The 16,193-nt window shown below is 63.6% G+C and carries 18 protein-coding genes; 6 read left to right on the top strand and 12 right to left on the bottom strand.

Annotation, left to right across the window (positions count from 1 at the left end; translation table 11 throughout):
- Positions 1–156: 156 nt before the first annotated feature.
- Positions 157–477 carry a thioredoxin gene (gene trxA / locus HMPREF9696_RS15905; protein WP_002714060.1) on the top strand — a complete coding sequence of 107 codons (321 nt, stop codon included), beginning with the start codon at positions 157–159 and terminating at the stop codon, positions 475–477.
- Positions 478–542: 65 nt separating this feature from the next.
- Here the strand turns inward: trxA and HMPREF9696_RS15900 are convergent, their stop codons facing one another.
- From HMPREF9696_RS15900 to dapF, 11 genes are all read right to left on the bottom strand, one after another.
- Positions 543–1,283, bottom strand: a complete 741-nt coding sequence (locus HMPREF9696_RS15900; RefSeq protein ID WP_002714059.1) for a metallophosphoesterase family protein — start codon at positions 1,281–1,283, stop codon at positions 543–545.
- A 14-nt stretch (positions 1,284–1,297) separates the two neighbouring features.
- Positions 1,298–2,650: a bifunctional folylpolyglutamate synthase/dihydrofolate synthase gene (locus tag HMPREF9696_RS15895; RefSeq protein WP_002714058.1), complete on the bottom strand. Its 1,353-nt coding sequence runs from the start codon at positions 2,648–2,650 to the stop codon at positions 1,298–1,300.
- A complete protein-coding gene (gene accD, locus HMPREF9696_RS15890; RefSeq protein ID WP_002714057.1) occupies positions 2,650–3,567 on the bottom strand; it encodes an acetyl-CoA carboxylase, carboxyltransferase subunit beta in 918 nt (305 codons plus the stop codon). The genes HMPREF9696_RS15895 and accD overlap by 1 nt, the downstream gene beginning before the upstream one ends.
- Positions 3,568–3,657: 90 nt before the next feature.
- Positions 3,658–4,494 carry a tryptophan synthase subunit alpha gene (trpA, locus tag HMPREF9696_RS15885; RefSeq protein WP_002714056.1) on the bottom strand — a complete coding sequence of 279 codons (837 nt, stop codon included), beginning with the start codon at positions 4,492–4,494 and terminating at the stop codon, positions 3,658–3,660.
- A complete protein-coding gene (gene trpB, locus HMPREF9696_RS15880) occupies positions 4,491–5,708 on the bottom strand; it encodes a tryptophan synthase subunit beta (protein WP_002714055.1) in 1,218 nt (405 codons plus the stop codon). The genes trpA and trpB overlap by 4 nt, the downstream gene beginning before the upstream one ends.
- Positions 5,705–6,385, bottom strand: coding sequence for a phosphoribosylanthranilate isomerase (locus tag HMPREF9696_RS15875; protein ID WP_002714054.1), 681 nt, complete (start codon positions 6,383–6,385; stop codon positions 5,705–5,707). The genes trpB and HMPREF9696_RS15875 overlap by 4 nt, the downstream gene beginning before the upstream one ends.
- A gap of 72 nt (positions 6,386–6,457) precedes the next feature.
- On the bottom strand, positions 6,458–6,859 hold the full coding sequence (locus tag HMPREF9696_RS15870; protein ID WP_002714053.1) for a LapA family protein: 402 nt from the start codon (positions 6,857–6,859) through the stop codon (positions 6,458–6,460).
- 111 nt (positions 6,860–6,970) lie between these two features.
- Entirely contained in the window at positions 6,971–7,279 is a 309-nt protein-coding gene (locus HMPREF9696_RS15865; RefSeq protein WP_002714052.1) for an integration host factor subunit beta, read from the bottom strand.
- 170 nt (positions 7,280–7,449) lie between these two features.
- The gene (gene sppA, locus HMPREF9696_RS15860) at positions 7,450–8,430 is read right to left on the bottom strand and encodes a signal peptide peptidase SppA (RefSeq protein ID WP_002714051.1); all 981 of its coding nucleotides are present in this window, start codon (positions 8,428–8,430) and stop codon (positions 7,450–7,452) included.
- A 166-nt stretch (positions 8,431–8,596) separates the two neighbouring features.
- A complete protein-coding gene (gene mtaB, locus HMPREF9696_RS15855) occupies positions 8,597–9,847 on the bottom strand; it encodes a tRNA (N(6)-L-threonylcarbamoyladenosine(37)-C(2))-methylthiotransferase MtaB (RefSeq protein ID WP_002714050.1) in 1,251 nt (416 codons plus the stop codon).
- A 1-nt stretch (position 9,848) separates the two neighbouring features.
- Positions 9,849–10,721 (bottom strand): diaminopimelate epimerase, encoded by an 873-nt coding sequence (gene dapF / locus HMPREF9696_RS15850; RefSeq protein WP_002714049.1) that lies wholly within the window; start codon positions 10,719–10,721, stop codon positions 9,849–9,851.
- Between the two features lie 159 nt (positions 10,722–10,880).
- Here dapF and HMPREF9696_RS21345 point away from each other — a divergent pair, with 159 nt between their 5' ends.
- Together HMPREF9696_RS21345 and HMPREF9696_RS15840 are read left to right on the top strand one after the other, a co-directional pair.
- Positions 10,881–11,654, top strand: a complete 774-nt coding sequence (locus tag HMPREF9696_RS21345) for a GyrI-like domain-containing protein (RefSeq protein WP_002714048.1) — start codon at positions 10,881–10,883, stop codon at positions 11,652–11,654.
- A 43-nt stretch (positions 11,655–11,697) separates the two neighbouring features.
- Complete coding sequence (locus tag HMPREF9696_RS15840; RefSeq protein ID WP_002714047.1) at positions 11,698–12,393, top strand: SIMPL domain-containing protein; 696 nt, start codon at positions 11,698–11,700, stop codon at positions 12,391–12,393.
- 4 nt (positions 12,394–12,397) lie between these two features.
- On the opposite strand, the gene HMPREF9696_RS15835 is transcribed toward HMPREF9696_RS15840, so the two are convergent.
- On the bottom strand, positions 12,398–13,456 hold the full coding sequence (locus tag HMPREF9696_RS15835) for an MBL fold metallo-hydrolase (RefSeq protein ID WP_174309455.1): 1,059 nt from the start codon (positions 13,454–13,456) through the stop codon (positions 12,398–12,400).
- A gap of 267 nt (positions 13,457–13,723) precedes the next feature.
- Between HMPREF9696_RS15835 and ffh the strand changes: the two genes are divergently transcribed.
- The 3 genes from ffh to rimM are packed head-to-tail and all read left to right on the top strand — an operon-like array spanning position 13,724 to position 16,190.
- Positions 13,724–15,271 (top strand): signal recognition particle protein, encoded by a 1,548-nt coding sequence (gene ffh, locus HMPREF9696_RS15830; protein ID WP_002714045.1) that lies wholly within the window; start codon positions 13,724–13,726, stop codon positions 15,269–15,271.
- Positions 15,272–15,316: 45 nt separating this feature from the next.
- A complete protein-coding gene (gene rpsP, locus HMPREF9696_RS15825; protein ID WP_002714044.1) occupies positions 15,317–15,649 on the top strand; it encodes a 30S ribosomal protein S16 in 333 nt (110 codons plus the stop codon).
- A 7-nt stretch (positions 15,650–15,656) separates the two neighbouring features.
- Positions 15,657–16,190: a ribosome maturation factor RimM gene (gene rimM, locus HMPREF9696_RS15820; RefSeq protein WP_002714043.1), complete on the top strand. Its 534-nt coding sequence runs from the start codon at positions 15,657–15,659 to the stop codon at positions 16,188–16,190.
- The last annotated feature ends 3 nt before the right edge of the window (positions 16,191–16,193 follow it).

Genomic DNA, 16,193 nt, shown 5'->3' with positions numbered 1-16,193 from the left:
GCGAATTTTTCCGCTCGGATCCGATGGCCCGGCAAGGGAACACGTCCCGGTGACCGGCCTTGACCGGACAGGGGTGCATTCCTAGGTTCTTCCTACGTTTCCGGCGCGCGATTCTCCCAAGAGCGATGCGCCTTCCATCCAACGAGGCAAAACAACATGAGTGTGGGTAAGGTTTCTGACGCCGATTTCGACAAGGAAGTGCTGAACGCGAACGGGCCGGTCGTGGTGGATTTCTGGGCGGAATGGTGCGGCCCGTGCCGCATGATCGCGCCTGCTCTCGACGAAATCGCCGGCGCCATGGGCGACAAGGTCAAGATCGTGAAGCTGAATGTCGACGAGAGCCCGAAGACGGCCTCGAAATATGGCGTGATGTCGATTCCGACCCTGATGATCTTCAAGGGCGGCGAAATGGCTTCCCGCCAGGTCGGCGCAGCGCCGAAAGCCAAGCTGCAGCAGTGGATCACGGCTGCGGTCTGATCGTTTTTCAGTTTGAGATTTGACAAGCGGCCTGCGCAAGCAGGCCGTTTTTGTTTGCGCCGGCGCTACCGGATCCAGCCGGTGGCCAGCGCATGCGCCAGATCGGGGTGACCGTTCTGCCGCGCCAGCGCTGCCATCGACTCGTGATCGTAAGGCACATGGCGGAACGTCACATGCCACTCTCCGCTCCGCTGCTCGAGAATGGCATAGCGCGCATCGGGTGAGCCCGCCTCCATGCTATGGCGGAACGGCACGATGTCGCGATAGCCCGGCGAGCCCACGCTGCCGGGATTGACAATCATGCGCCCGTCGCGAAGCCGCACCGCCCGCGCGATATGCGTATGCCCGCACAGGACCAGCGACTGGGGAATGCCTGCCGCGGCCTTCTCGATATCAGCGATGGCCGCCATGCCAACCGCGCCGTCGGGCCGGACGATTTCGAGCCAGTAGGTTTCGTCATCGGATGGCGTCGCGTGGCAGAGATAGACTTCATCCTCGAAGACGCGCGTCGACGGAACAGCGCGCAGCCAGTCGAGATGCCGGGCATCGAGTTGTGCGTGAACGGGGCGATCCCACGACCCCATATCCTCCGGCTTTTTCTCGATCAGATAGCGATCGTGATTTCCCAGGACATGAATGGCATCCAGCGCCATCAGCCTGTCCATGGTGCGCCGCCCGTCGAGCGGGCCGCTCGCCATGTCGCCAAGATTGACAATGCTGTCGACCCCTTGCGCGCGGATATCGGCGAGGACGGCCTCAAGAGCGAGGAAGTTGCCGTGGACATCCGCGATGGCAGCGAAGCGCATTCTGGGCTTTCCGGTTATTGCGGCGGCGTGCCGTTCTCCGCCAGCACATGCCCGGCGAGATAAAGCGAGCCGGTGACGAGAATGCGCGGCGGCACCTCATAGGCGAGCCGGGCCACCGAGTTGAGCGCGGCCTCGACACTTGCCGCGATCTCCACCCGCATGCCGAGTTGGCGCGCGGCATCTGCCAGCACGTCCGGCTCCATGGCATTGTCCTGATCTGGAATCTTCACCGCGATGATATGCCGAGTCAGCCCGGCGAAATTGGCGAGAAAGCCGACGGCATCCTTATTGCCCATCATGCCCGCAATCACCACCAGCGGACGCGATACACGCTCTTCCAGATCACCAAGCGCGGCGGCAATCACGCGGCCGCCGTCCGGATTATGCCCGCCATCGAGCCAGATTTCGGCATCGCGTGGCGCCGAGGCAACCAGCACACCCGACGTCAGCCGCTGCATCCGCGCAGGCCATTCGGCCCGCGCAATGCCCTGCTCGAAAGCGGATGGCTCCAGCTTCAGGGAACCGATGGCGCGCAGCGCTGCAATTGCAAGTCCGGCATTGTCGAACTGATGACGACCGAACAGGCGCGGCGCTGAGAGATCGAGCAGGCCGCGCTCGTCAGAGTAAACCAGCCGCCCGCGCTCGACATTGACATGCCAGTCCTGGGTCGCGGCGTGCAGCGGGGCACGCAGGCGCTTCGCCGCCTGTTCGATAGCAGCGTCCGCCTCCGGCGGCTGCGCGGCGCAGACCACCGGCACGCCTTTCTTGATGATGCCCGCCTTCTCCGCCGCGATCTTCGCCAGCGTATCGCCGAGAAACTCGATGTGATCCATGCCGATCGAGGTGATCACGCTCGCGACCGGCGCTTCGATCACATTGGTTGCGTCCAGCCGCCCGCCAAGACCGACCTCCAGCAACACGATATCCGCCGGATGCTCGGCGAACAGATGAAACGCCGCAGCCGTCTCGATCTCGAAAATCGTGATCGGCTCGCCATCGTTGACGCGCTCGCAATGATCGAGCGCATCGCGCAACTGCGCATCGCTTACCAGTATGCCGCCGCCGACCTTGCCGAGACGAAAGCGTTCGTTGAAACGCACCAGATGCGGCGAGGTATAGGTGTGAACGCGCAGGCCCGCCGCCTCCAGAATGGCGCGGAGGAACGCCACTGTCGAACCCTTGCCGTTGGTCCCGGCAACGTGAATGACCGGCGGAATGCGGCGCTCCGGATGATCCAGCCGCTCGAGGATGCGCCACATCCGATCCAGCGTGAGATCGATCCGCTTGGGATGCAACGAAGCGAGACGCGCCAGAATGTCGTCGTAGGACGTCGACGGATTTTGGGACGGTTGTGCCGCTGGTGACATCACGCCGGAGACGCGACCGCGGGCGTGTCGGGCGGCAACGGCGCCGCGGCAGCGGTGAAACCTTCCGCGGCCGGCGCCTTGGTCAGCAACCGGCAAAGCCGCGCCAGCGTCGAACGCAAATCATGGCGATGCACGACCATGTCCACCATGCCGTGTTCCTTCAGATACTCGGCACGCTGGAAGCCTTCCGGCAGCTTTTCACGGATGGTCTGTTCGATCACGCGCGCGCCGGCAAAACCGATCAGCGCGCCGGGCTCGGCGATCTGCACATCGCCCAGCATCGCATACGATGCGGTGACGCCGCCGGTGGTCGGATTGGTCAGCACCACGATGTAAGGCTGCTGCACTTCGCGCAGCATCTGGATCGCCACGGTCGTGCGCGGCATCTGCATCAGCGAGAGAATGCCCTCCTGCATCCGCGCGCCACCGGACGCTGCAAAAATGATGAAAGGCGACTTCTTCTCGACCGCAAGTTCAAGGCCCTTCACCACGGCTTCACCTGCCGCCATGCCGAGCGAACCGCCCATGAAATCGAAGTCCTGCACCGCGACCACGACGGGGTTGCCTTCGAGCTTGCCGTAGCCGACCTTCACGGCATCGTTCATGCCGGTCTTGGCCCGTGCATCCCTGATGCGGTCGACATATTTGCGCTCGTCGCGGAATTTCAGCGGATCGGCGGTCACTTCGGGCAGCGCGACGTCGTACCAGGTTTCGTTGTCGAAGATCGACTTGAGTCGCGCGGTCGCGCCCATGCGCATGTGATAGTTCGAGCCGGGAATGACGAACTGGTTCTGCTCGACATCCTTGTAGAACACGAGCTGCCCGGAATCCGGACACTTGATCCAGAGATTCTCCGGCGTTTCGCGCTTGAGAATGCTGCGAATCTTCGGCCGGACAACGTTGGTCAACCAGTTCATGACGGGCTCCGCCTCGGTGGAAAGAATATATGGACGTCTGGACCGAGCCGGGCAACCCGGCTTCGCCCAAATATCGCTGTTGACTGGAGGCTATTCCGCCGCCTGTTTCGCGCCGCGAACGCCTTGCGCCAGTGCCGATGCAAGATCGGCCACCGCGGGAACCGTCTTTGCCGTGGCACGGCCTTCGGAGTCGAGCGATGCGCGGAGCACATCAATCAGCGCGGAGCCGACGACGGCGCCGTTCGCCGCCTGTGCGATGCCGCGCGCGGCCTCCGGGGTGCGGATGCCGAAGCCGACGCAGACCGGCAATCCGGTATGGCGCTTGATCCGTGCCACCGCCTCCGCCACCTGCGCGGTATCGGCGCTTGCAGAGCCGGTGATGCCGGTGATCGAGACGTAATAGACAAAGCCCGATGTGTTCGCGAGCACGGCAGGCAGGCGCTTGTCATCGGTGGTCGGTGTCGCGAGGCGGATGAAGTTCAATCCGGCCCTCATCGCCGGAATGCAAAGCTCGGTATCTTCTTCCGGCGGCAGATCGACGATGATCAGGCCGTCGACGCCAGCAGCCTTCGCATCGGCGAGGAACTTGTCGACGCCGTAGATGTAGATCGGATTGTAATAACCCATCAGCACGATCGGCGTGGCGTTATCGCCCGCGCGAAAATCGCGCACCACCTGCAATGTCTTCTTCAGCGTGGTGCCGGCCTTCAGCGCACGCAAGCCCGCGGCCTGAACCGCGGGGCCGTCCGCCATCGGATCGGTGAACGGCATGCCCAGCTCAATGATGTCCGCGCCCGCCTGCGGCAGCGCCTTGATGATCTCGAGCGAGGTGGCGAGATCCGGGTCGCCGCACATCACGAAGGTGACGAACGCCGCGCGGCCTTCCTGCTTGAGTTCAGCGAAACGTGTGTCGATGCGCGTGGTCACTTCTTTTTGTCCTTCAGAATATCGCCGACCTGAGGCACGTCCTTGTCGCCGCGGCCCGAGAGATTGACCACCATCAGATGATCCTTCGGCCGCTTTGGCGCGAGCTCCAGCACCTTGGCGATGGCATGCGCCGGCTCCAGCGCGGGAATGATGCCTTCAAGCCGCGACAGCAACTGGAATGCGGCCAGCGCCTCCTCGTCGGTCGCCGAGAGATAGGTCACGCGGCCGGTTTCGTGCAGCCAGGAATGTTCGGGGCCGATGCCGGGATAATCGAGACCCGCCGAAATCGAATGCGCGTCCTGGATCTGGCCGTCGTCGTCCATCAGCAGATACGTGCGATTGCCATGCAGCACGCCGGGCCGTCCGCCGGCAATCGATGCCGCATGCAGATTGGTGAGGCCGTGGCCTGCGGCTTCGACGCCGAAAATCTCAACGCTCGGATCATCGAGGAACGGATGGAACAGTCCCATCGCGTTGGAGCCGCCGCCAATACAGGCAACCAGCGAATCCGGCAGGCGGCCTTCGGCCTCCATCATCTGCACGCGCGTCTCGGTGCCGATGATCGACTGGAAATCGCGCACCATCATCGGATAAGGATGCGGCCCTGCGACGGTGCCAATGCAATAGAACGTGTCGGCGACATTGGTGACCCAATCTCTCAAGGCATCGTTCATCGCGTCCTTCAGCGTGCGCGAACCGGACTGCACCGGCACAACCTTCGCACCTAACATTTCCATGCGGATCACGTTCGGCTGCTGCCGCTCGACGTCGACCGCGCCCATATAGACGATGCATTCAAGGCCGAAGCGCGCGCACAGCGTCGCGGTGGCGACGCCATGCTGGCCTGCGCCGGTTTCCGCGATGATGCGCTTTTTGCCCATGCGCCGCGCGACCATGATCTGGCCGAGCACATTGTTCACCTTGTGCGAGCCGGTGTGATTCAGCTCTTCGCGCTTGAAATAAATCTTCGCGCCGCCGAGATGCTCCGTAAGGCGTTCGGCGAAATACAGTGGCGACGGCCGGCCGACATAATCCTTCAGGTAGCCGTTCATCTCCTTCTGAAACGCCGGATCGGCCTTGGCGTCGGCATACGCCTTTTCCAGATCGAGGATCAGCGGCATCAGGGTTTCGGCGACATAACGTCCGCCGAAGATGCCGAAATGCCCGCGCTCGTCGGGGCCGGACCGGAAGGAATTGGGGAGGGGCAAGTTCATACGCTGCTCGCAATCTTGGAAGGGGTCATCGCATCGTCGGCCTCGCGCGCGGCGCGAATGAAAGCGCGGATCATGTCGGGATCTTTCACGCCCGGCGCGCTCTCGACTCCGGACGAGACATCGACGCCGCCGGTGCGGGTGACGCGGATCGCCTCGGCGACATTGCCGGGATTCAGTCCGCCGCCCACCATAAAGGGGATCGTCAGCCTGATGTTCTCAAGCAGATGCCAGTCGAACGGCACACCGAGGCCGCCGGGGCGGGTCGCATCCTTCGGCGCGCGTGCATCGAACAGGATGCGGTCGGCGACGGCGGCATATCCCGGAAGACCCGTCAGATCGTCCGCGGTCGCGACCGGCAGCGCCTTCATCACCGGCAAGCCGAACTTCTGCCTGATGTCGCGTATCCGCGCCACGCTCTCGTCGCCATGAAGCTGCAGCAATCCCGGCTGCAGTGCCTCGATGCAATTTTCCAGCGTGGCGTCATCGGCATTGACCGTCAGCGCCACTTTCAGCGCGCGGCCCTTCACCTGCCGTCCGAGGTCGCGGGCAGCGCCCAGCGACACATGGCGGGGCGAGGCCTCGAAGAACACGAAGCCCACCATGTCGGCACCCGCATCCAGCGCGACCTCGAGGGTCTCGCGCGTGGACAGGCCGCAAATTTTGACTGCGAACGACATCGTCTCTGGCGTGCTCCGCCACGGGCCGGCGCTTGCGTCTCAGGCCGTGGGTTTGGGGTGACGGGGCGGGTTCTACAACGCCGCGCCGTGCTTGTCTCGCCCGATGGCCGGATATTGCGGGGTCAGGCCGGGCATCAGCGCCGGAACCTGCCCCTCGGGCCGTGCGGCGAGCCGGGTCTGCTCACGCAATTCGGCCAGCTCGGCGCGGGCATGACGCGCATCCGCCTCCTGCTGGCGGGCCGCGCGGCGCCAGTGGCGCTGGCCGAACCAGGTGGCCACGCCGCCGGCGACCACGCCGAACATGGCGACCGCGATGATGACCACAAACAGCGGCAGCGAGACCCCGAGCGCCGGATCGCTGGAATTGAACGGGTCGAACGACAGGGTCACGATATGGCGGTTCGCAACCGCGAAGACCACGAACAGGATCGCCAGCGGCAGGATCACCAGGGCGTTGAAAATCTTGCGGAGCATGGTGCGTCCTCGCGACCTGTTTTCATTGCGAAGGCGATGGCCCGGTTGCTGTCTGCTTCACAAAGCGCGCGGCAAATCCACAGCACGGCTGGAATGGCGACAGCGGCCGGATCAGGTCGCGGCTGCGGTATCCGCGCCATCTTCGCGATTCAGCCGCTCGCGCATTTCCTTACCCGTCTTGAAGAACGGCACGCTCTTCTGCTCGACGGGAACGTGCTCGCCGGTGCGCGGATTGCGGCCCGCGCGCGCTGGCCGGTGCTTCACCGAAAACGCGCCAAAACCGCGGAGTTCCACGCGATCCCCGCGTGCGAGCGCTGCAACGATTTCGTCGAGAATGGCGTTCACGATGTTCTCGACGTCCCGCTGATAGAGATGCGGGTTATGCTCGGCGATGCGCTGAACGAGTTCGGATTTGATCATTGAGTGCTGGGCCCGTGACGTGCGACTAACATTTCCTTGAAAAAGCCTTGAACTGTCAAGTCGCTAATTCCTCGTGAGACAAGGCTAATTCGCGTGACAAACGCCGGAATCCATTGTTGGTCGCTTCACCGCAATGCGGTGAAGCACCGCTGAAACCGGATTCATCGTGCTCAATTTGCAGGCGACGGTTGCCAGAGCGCGAGCATGCCATCCAATCCCAGCCGGTCGACCGCCTGCGTGACGCCGGACCTTTCGATCTGCCTTGCAAGCGCTCCCAGACCGATCGCATCGAGCGCGACAGACGCGCTTGCCCGCAGGAAGGTCATGTCCCCGAAGCGCGGAGCGAGCTTGAAATCCCGCACCGGCGTGTCGGCACCGACCTTCTTTTGCGCGACAAGCCACGCCACGGCGGTTTTCTCGTCACCCAACTGGTCGATCAGCTTGAGGCCCACCGCCTGACGGCCTGTGAAGACCCGGCCATCCGCCACGGTCTGCAATGTCGCGTCGTCCATGCCGCGGCGATCCTTCACCAGCCCGCGAAACCAGGCATAGGAATCCTTCACCAGCGAGTCGAGCGCGGCGCGTGCCTCGGGACTGGTGGGCTCATAGCCGTTCGGCGCGGCCTTAAGCGGCGATGATTTGACTTCCTCGACCTTGACGCCGACAGTCTTGAGCAGGTCGGACACGTTCGGAATCTGGAACAGCACACCGATCGAACCCACCAGCGATGTCTGCTGCGCGATGATCTGGTCCGACGCCAGCGCCGCGATATATCCGCCCGATGCGGCGAGACCTTCGACCACAACCACCATCGGCTTCTTGGCCTTGAGGCGCGTGAGCGCGTCGAAGAGCTGCTCGGAGCCCGCCGTCGTGCCGCCCGGTGAATTGATGTGAACGATCACGGCGGCAGCCGAGGACTTTTCAAGCCGCTCCAGCGCCTCGACCCGGGCCTGATCGCTCCGGATCAGGCCGTCGATCTTCACCCGCGCAATCGCGTTCGATCCCGTAATGGCGGTGCGCGCTGACGGCGATGCTAGCACGCCGACCGCAACAACGGCGGCGATCACACCCAGCGCGGCAACCACACGCCAGAAGGTCAACTTGCGGCGAATGCGGCGGCGATCAACGATCACATCGGAATCGAGCGACATGAAATTTTCTCCTCGGGCCGAATTTGGTCTTGCAGAAACCACGAAGGCGGCTGGCAGGAAAGTTATCCCGCGCTTTTGCGAATGCAGCCTTGAGACATGCTTACCTCATTACATCAACTGCGATGCAAATTGAAGACAACAGAAAAACGTCCGCTGACAGGCATTCTTATGTGAGCAAGCGCTCACCATCATGGCCGGTCATTTGCAAAGCATGCACGGCACCAGGAATGCCGCCCGCGACAGCAACCGGAACAAAATGTTCGGTGCGTCCCTGCGTCGCGCTTTCGATCAGCACGCTCCGCGTCGTTCCCGCATCCGACGACAGCCGCCTTTGCAGCGCGGCCTGACCGTTTGCACGCAACCGCCGCGCGCGATCCTTGATGACGCGGCCATCGACCTGCGGCATCCGTGCAGCGGGCGTGCCGGGGCGCGCGGAATACGGGAACACATGCAGGAATGTCAGATCGCAGTCGTCGACGAGAGCCTGCGAGCGCGCGAACATGTCCTCGGTTTCGGTCGGGAATCCCGCGATGATATCGGCGCCGAATGCGATATCCGGCCGCAGCCGCCGCACCTGGTTGCAGAACGCAATGGCATCGGCGCGCGAATGCCGCCGCTTCATACGCTTGAGAATCATGTCGTCGCCCGCCTGCAGCGACAGATGCAGATGCGGCATCAGCCGCTCATCGGTCGCGATGACATCGAGTAAATCGCGATCCGCCTCGATCGAATCAATCGAAGAAATCCGCAAGCGTCTCAGCTCGGGCACATGCTTGAGAATTTGCTTTGTCAGCATTCCCAGCGTCGGCGCGCCAGGCAAATCGCCGCCGTAGCTTGTGAGATCGACGCCGGTCAGCACGATCTCGGCATGGCCGGCTTCGGTCAGCGCACGCACCTGATCGACCACGGCACCCATCGCCACCGAGCGCGAATTGCCCCGGCCATAGGGGATGATGCAGAAGGTGCAGCGATGATCGCAGCCGTTCTGCACCTGCACGAACACACGCGGCAGCCCGCTCTGGAAACCCGCGGCGAGATGCGGCGCCATCTCGGTGACAGCCATGATATCCGAGACGGAAATTTTCTCGCCGGCATCATCAAAAGCGAGGCGGGTGCTGCGCCATGCATCGCTGCGCATCTTGTCGTCGTTGCCGAGCACGCGATCGACTTCGCTCATCTGCGCAAACATGTCGGTCTGGGTCTGCGCCGCGCAGCCGGTGACCACAATGCGTGCGCCGGGCCGCTCCCGGCGCAGCTTGCGGATGGTCTGACGCGCCTGCGCCACGGCTTCGTTGGTGACGGCACAGGTGTTGACGACGATGGTGTCCTGAAGTCCGGCGCCCTCCGCCTCGCGCCGGATCACGTCCGACTCGAAGCTGTTCAGCCGGCAACCGAAGGTGATGACATCGACGGCCATGTCAGGCCACGTGATTGAACAGCGCCGGATCGAAACGGCCTTCAAACTCGAACGCGGCCGGGCCGGTCATCAGGACATGATCGTCCTCGGCGCGCCATTCGATGGTGAGATCGCCGCCGGGCAGCGTCATGTGCACGGTGCGCTCGGTCCGCTTCAGCCGCGCCGCTGCCACAGCGGTGGCGCAGGCCGCCGAACCGCAGGCCCTGGTGAGGCCCGCGCCGCGCTCCCAGGTACGCATGACGATGTGCTCGCGATCCACCACATGGGCGAGCGTGATGTTGGCGCGCTCGGGGAAGATCGGGTGATTCTCCAGCAGCGGCCCGAACTTCTCGAGATCGTAGGCGTGGATATCGTCGACCCAGAAAATCGCGTGCGGGTTGCCCATGCTGACGACCGACGGCGAATGCAGGATCGGCGCGTCGATTGGCCCGATCTGCAATTCGATGTAGCGGGTGTCGCGGAATTCCTCCGCCAGCGGGATGTCCTTCCAGCCGAACTTCGGCGCGCCCATGTCGACGGTATAAAGCCCGGGCGAGGGCCCCTGCCAGCAGTTCAAAAGACCGGCCCGCGTCTCAAAGGTCAGCGCGCTCTTGCCGGTTTCCTCGAACACCTGCCGCGCCACGCAGCGCATCCCGTTGCCGCAGGCCGCAGCTTCGGAGCCGTCATTGTTGTAAATCTGGATGAAGGCGCTGGTGCCCTGCACCCGCGGCGGATGCAGCACCATCAACTGGTCGTACGGGACGCCCGCCGGCGCGGCAATCGCGCGCGCCTCGCCAGGCGTGACGGTTGCGGCCGAATCGCGCAGGTCGAGAACGACGATCTCGTTTCCGATTCCGTTCATCTTGGCGAAGCTATGGTTGGCGAGCGTGCTCATGATCCCTGCTATATGGCGAATGCAAAGCCACTTGACCAGAGCGCCGCTGCCTCGCGATTGCCGCGTTTGGACCGCATGCCGGTGGTCCAAGTTCGCGGCGTTCGTGGTAGCTTGCGTTTGCTGAAATATCCCCCGCGCCCGCCTCCGGAGACCCACCGAATGAGTAATAGCCGCGTTGCCGTCCTTGTCGCCATGGCGCTGGTCATCGCGGCCGCGGTCTGGTTCAAAATGCCCATGGGGTCGAATACCGGCCCCGGCACAACGCCGGTTCAGACCCCGCCTGCCGCGTCTCCGCCTCCTGCAACACCGGCAACACCCGCACCTCCGGCCTCAACCGCGGCGCCAGTCACTCCGGAAACTCCGGCGACGCCACCGGCGGCACAGGCTCCCGTGCCACCGCCTGCTTCTGCGGCTGAGACCCCCGCTGCGCCCGCACCCGCCGCGCCGCCAGCGTCCCCGAATGTGCAGACCGCCGATCCGTTCGGCGAGGAGCAGACCCTGACCGCGAAGAAGGTCTTGATCCTCAAGGGCAGCGCGACCTGGGACAATGCCTTCGAGACACTGGTGGGATCGCTGAAAGCCCTGTCCGGCTTCCTCGACAAGCAGGGCATCAAGCCTGCGGGATCGTCCCTGATCGTCTACACCTCGACCGACGACGCCGGCTTCACCTATCAGGCCGAAATTCCCGTCGATCAGGAGCCGAAAAACCTCGCGCGCGGAATGACCATCGGCACATCGCCCGAAGGTCCGACCCTGAAGTTCGTCCATCGCGGCTCATATGACAACATGGACAACACCTATGAAGCGATCACAAACCACCTCGACGAGAAGAAGCAGGAAGCCAAGGATACGTTCATCGAAGAGTATGTCACCGATCCGCTGACCACGACGGAGGACAAGCTCGTCATCAACGTGTTCGTGCCTCTCAAGTAGAATAACTGCTCAAGCCCACACGACAGAATTTGGAGTTTCATCAATGCGCGCCCGCACCGCTCTTGCAGCGATCATGATTGCCGCCATGGCTTCAACCGCGTCCGCACAAACCTTGCAGCCGACCGTGTCCGTGACCGGCGAAGCATCGATCTCCGTTCCGCCCGATGTGGCGCAGATCGACAGCGGCGTGACCACCGAGGCCAAGACCGCGCGGGAGGCTTCCGAAGCCAACAACAAGGCGATGGCGGGTGTCCTGCAGGCGCTGAAGAATTCCGGCCTCGCCGAGAAGGATATCCAGACCTCGCGCCTGTCGCTGTCGCCGCAGAGTGTGCCGGGACGAAATCCCAACGCGCCGTTCCAGATCACCGGTTACCGCGCCAGCAACCGCGTCACCGTCACCATTCGCGACATCACCAAGGTCGCGGATACCATCGACGTGCTGGTGGGCGCAGGCGCTAACGAGATCAGCGGCATCAGCTTCGCCGTGTCGAAGGCCTCGAAGCTGCTCGACGACGCGCGCGCCGAAGCCATGGCCGATGCGCGGCGCAAGGCGGAAATCTATGCGAAGGCCGCCAACATCACGCTCGGCGCACCGGTCAGCATTTCGGAAGAAACGGCGCCCGGGCCGGTGCCCTATCGCAAGATGGCGGGGGCCATGGCTGCATCCGCGCCGGTGGCACAGGGCGAAGAAACGCTGCGTGTCTCCGTCAGCGTGTCGTACGAGTTGAAGCAGAAGTAACTTTCTAAATCTCGACCACCTGACCGGGCTTGAGCGCGAGGAATTTTTCGCGCGCAACGCCCGCCGCGTCCAGAGCCGTTGCCAGATCGTTGACCGGCGCGTCGATGGCTTCGTCGGTGAGTTGAAACGTGCCGTGATGATGCGCCAGTGCCATTTCCGCTCCGCAATCGGCCAGCGCCTTCACCGCGTCTTCCGGGTTCATGTGCTGGTCGCGCATGAACCAGCGGGGCTCGTAGGCGCCGATGGGCAGGATCGCCGCGCGAATCGGCCCATGCGCTTCGCGGACCCGGCGAAAGTGGACGCCGGTGCCATAGCCGGAATCGCCGACGAGATAGAGCTTTCCGGCTGGCGTCTCCAACACAAAGCTGGCCCACAGCGCCTTGTTGCGGTCGAACAGGCCGCGCGCGGTCCAGTGCCGCGTCGGCACGAGTGTGACAGCAACGCCATTGCCGATCTCGACACGATGATGCCAGTCGAAACCTTCGGCGCGAATGGCCGCGTCGTTCGACATCATCGTCACATCGTTGCCGAGCGGCGTAATCACGCGGGGCGAGAATTTTGCAGCGAGCCGGGACAGCGTCCGCGCGTCGAGATGGTCGTAATGCCCGTGCGAAACCAGCACCACGTCGATCGCCGGCAGTTTGTCGAAGGCAATGCCGGGATCGTTGACGCGCTTCGGGCCCGCGAACGCCACAGGCGAGGCGCGCTCCGACCACACCGGATCGACCAGGATGTTGAGGCCCGCCGTCTGGATCAGCCAGCTTGCGTGGCCGACATAGCAAAACCGCACCTTGTTGCCGTTGACCTGCGGCGGCGGCGTATCGGCATAGGGCGATGGCACCCATTCCGGCCATTTAGCGGCCTGCTTGGTCATCTGCCAGCGCAGCACCTCCCAGAGCTTCTTGGGCGGTGACCCGTCCGGGTCAAAAAAATAGGTTCCGTCGAAATGATCGGACGGCGGGCCGGCATAGGTTTTCATGCGGGAAATCCAGACAGATGGCAGGCCCACGGTGGCGGCAGCGCCGGCAATCAGACCAAAAAGGCGGCGTCGGGTGACTTTCATGGGCCTCAATCGGCCAAAACGGCCTGTGGGCATCAGTTAGGTTCCTCCGGCCTCCGGCGCAACCCGCCCCGGAATCAGCGTTTTTCCGTCCTTTCTTGACTTTTCGGGCCTGGAAGGGTTTAACCCCGGCACTTCTCGGAAAGAGTTTCTTTTCGACCCGCCGCCCGGCACCCGATGCCGGAGGTCAACGCCCGACAGCGCTATGCGCCCTCGGGCGCAGTCGTGTTTGGAATTTCATCTCCTTCGGGAGCAACAGGTAAGGCCGCGATGTTCGACAATCTGTCGGAACGACTTGGAGGCATCCTCGACCGCCTGACGGGGCGCGGCGCGCTGTCCGAAGCCGATGTCGATGCCGCCATGCGCGAAATCCGCCGCGCCCTGCTTGAGGCCGATGTCGCGCTCGAAGTGGTGCGCTCGTTCACCGACAGGGTGCGCGAGCAGGCGATCGGCGCCACCGTGGTCAAGTCGGTGACGCCGGGCCAGATGGTCGTGAAGATCGTTCACGACGAACTGGTCGCGACACTCGGCTCAGAAGATCAGCTCATCGACCTCAATGCGCCCGCGCCTGTCGCGATCATGATGGTCGGCCTGCAGGGCTCCGGCAAGACCACCACCACCGCGAAGCTGGCGCGCCGCTTCACCCAGCGCGACAAGAAGAAAGTTCTGATGGCGTCGCTCGACGTCTATCGTCCGGCCGCGCAGGAACAGCTCGCGGTGCTCGGCCGCGATCTCTCCATCGAGACGCTGCCCATTGTCGCAGGCCAGCAGCCCGTACAGATCGCGCAGCGCGCGCTGCAGGCCGGCAAGCTCGGCGGCTATGACATCGTGCTGCTCGACACCGCGGGCCGCACCACCCTCGACGAAGAGATGATGACGGAAGCGGCGGAGGTGAAAGCTGCTGCGAAACCGCACGAAATCCTGCTGGTCGCCGACTCGCTGACCGGTCAGGACGCGGTCAATCTGGCGCGCGCCTTCGATCAGCGCGTCGGCCTCACCGGTATCGCCCTCACCCGTGTCGACGGCGACGGCCGCGGCGGCGCCGCGCTCTCGATGCGCGCCGTCACCGGCAAGCCGATCAAGCTGATCGGCACCGGCGAAAAAACCGATGCGCTGGAAGATTTCTATCCCTCGCGTATCGCGGGCCGCATTCTCGGCATGGGCGACGTCGTCTCCCTGGTCGAAAAGGCCGCCGCGCATATCGACGCCGAAAAGGCCGCGCGCGTCGCCGAGAAGATGCGCAAGGGCAAGTTCGATCTTGTCGATCTGCGTGATCAGCTCCAGCAGATGCAGAACATGGGCGGCCTTGGCGGCCTGCTCGGCATGATGCCCGGCATCGCCAAGATGAAGAACCAGATCGCCGCAGCCAATCTCGACGACAAGGTGGTCAAGCGTCAGGTCGCGCTGATCGATTCCATGACGCGCGAAGAGCGCAAGAACCCCGACGTTCTCAAGGCCAGCCGCAAGAAGCGCATTGCCGCAGGCGCAGGCCTCAAGGTCGAAGAACTCAACAAGCTGCTCAAGATGCACCGGAACATGGCCGACATGATGAAGACCATGGCTCAGGGCAAACAGCGCGGCCCGCTCGCGGGCATGGCGCAGGCGATGGGCTTTGGTGGCAGCGGTATGCCGTCGGCCGAAGCCATGAAAGAACTCGCGGCGAAGATGCCCGGCGGAATTCCGCAGGGTGCACCATCGCTGCCGAAAGATTTTCCAAATCTTCCAGGAACTGGCCTCCCGGGGCTTGGAAAACCAACCCTGCCGGGACTTGGGAAACCAGGACTCGGCGGATTTCCGGGGATCGGCAAGAAGAAATAGCCGAAACAGTTTTCACGACATTCAAACACACCAACGGAGAAATACATGTCAGTCGTTATCCGCCTCGCGCGCGCAGGCACCAAGAAGCGCCCGGTCTATCACGTCGTCGTCGCCGACTCGCGCTTTCCGCGCGATGGCCGCTTCATCGAGCGCCTCGGCTACTTCAACCCTCTGCTGCCGAAGGACAACGAGCTGCGCCTCAAGCTCGACATGGAGAAGGTGAAGGCCTGGCTCGCCAAGGGCGCGCAGCCGTCGGACCGCGTGATGCGTTTCCTCGACGCCGCCGGCGTCAAGAAGCGCGAAGCGCGCAACAATCCGGAGAAGGCCGTGCCGCGCAAGGAGCGCAAGGCCGCCGCTGCCGAGGCAGCCAAGGCTTAATGCCTGAATGACCCAAGCGGCGCGCATCTGCGTTGCGAAAGTCGGCGCCGCGCACGGTGTGCGCGGCGAGGTGAGGCTGTGGCCATTCACCGAAGATCCGATGTCGGTGATCGACTACGGACCGCTCTCGACCAAGGATGGCGCGCGCCAGTTTGAAGTGGTACGCGCCCGGATCGCCAAGGATCATCTGGTCGCGGTCATCAAGGGCATTGCGACCCGCGAAGATGCCGAGCGGATCAACGGCCTAGAACTCTACATTGATCGCGACAAGTTGCCCGAGACCGAAGACGGCGAATACTACCACGCCGACCTGATCGGGCTGCGCGCGCTCGACCCCGCGGGCGCCGAGATCGGCAAGGTGCTCGCGATCCATAATTTCGGCGCGGGCGACATTATCGAAATCGCACCGTTGCAGGGCGCGACATTGTTGCTGCCGTTTACGAACGAGGTCGTACCGACGGTCGATCTTTCGGGCGGCCATGTCGTGATCGTCAGGCCGCAAGAGATCGACGGCGATTCTCCGAAAGACGCCGATAGCTGAACC

This window comes from Afipia clevelandensis ATCC 49720 (genome assembly GCF_000336555.1).
GTDB lineage: Bacteria > Pseudomonadota > Alphaproteobacteria > Rhizobiales > Xanthobacteraceae > Afipia > Afipia clevelandensis.
The sequence above is the reverse complement of the archived record's forward strand: the minus strand, read 5'-3'. Positions and strand labels throughout refer to the sequence as shown.